This is a genomic window from Paenibacillus lignilyticus, assembly GCF_017942085.1.
In the GTDB taxonomy this organism is placed as follows: domain Bacteria; phylum Bacillota; class Bacilli; order Paenibacillales; family Paenibacillaceae; genus Paenibacillus_Z; species Paenibacillus_Z lignilyticus.
In genome coordinates this window covers 1-612 of the sequence record NZ_JAGKSP010000053.1, presented here as the reverse complement: position 1 = coordinate 612, position 612 = coordinate 1, and the positions used below count along the sequence as shown (strand labels likewise).

Sequence of the window (612 nt, the reverse complement as noted above, 5' to 3'; positions counted from 1 at the left end):
GCCGATCGCGTTCGCGCTCCACGGCCTCCTTGTGGTCCACCACGACCTCGCCGTCGCGGGTCTAGCCGCGCCAGGCGTCGGTGGCCTCTCCGCTCATCATCACGGTCTTGCGGAACAGCTTCAGATCGTGCCGCGTCCTGCGGCCCTGGGCGCGCCAGATGTTCCCGGTCTTCTCGAAGAACCCCTGCGGGAAGTACTCGAGCACCAGGAGCACGCGGGTCAGGCGGTCTCCGAGCGGGTGGAAGGTGACGACGCCCTTCACCGTGCCCTTGTCGCCCTCCGTGCGCCAGGCGATGCGCTCGTCGGGGATCTGCTCCGTGATCGTCGCCTTGAGGCTGCGGTTCGACTTGGCGACCTTGACCTGCCAGTTGGTGACGGCGTCGTCCTCTGTGTCCACGTTCACGACGCCTTTGGTGAGACTGGCGAACTCCTCGAACTGCGTCCACTGGTCGTACGCCACCCGCACCGGCACACCTACGTCGACGTCCTCGCAGATGAGATTCGACTTGGAGCTGCCGCCCCCGCTCGAACCTCCGCCACTCGAACCGCCACCGCCGCCGTTGCCGCCCCCGCCGCCGCTCTTGCCGCCGTCATCGCCAGATCCGAGAAGCT

The 612-nt window shown here is 67.6% G+C and carries 1 protein-coding gene; it reads right to left on the bottom strand.

The genetic code is table 11. The features are described from left to right. Window positions 1-61 precede the first annotated feature (61 nt). The gene (locus tag I8J30_RS32660) at window positions 62-466 is read right to left on the bottom strand and encodes an SRPBCC family protein (protein WP_338044992.1); all 405 of its coding nucleotides are present in this window, start codon (window positions 464-466) and stop codon (window positions 62-64) included. Window positions 467-612: the final 146 nt, after the last annotated feature.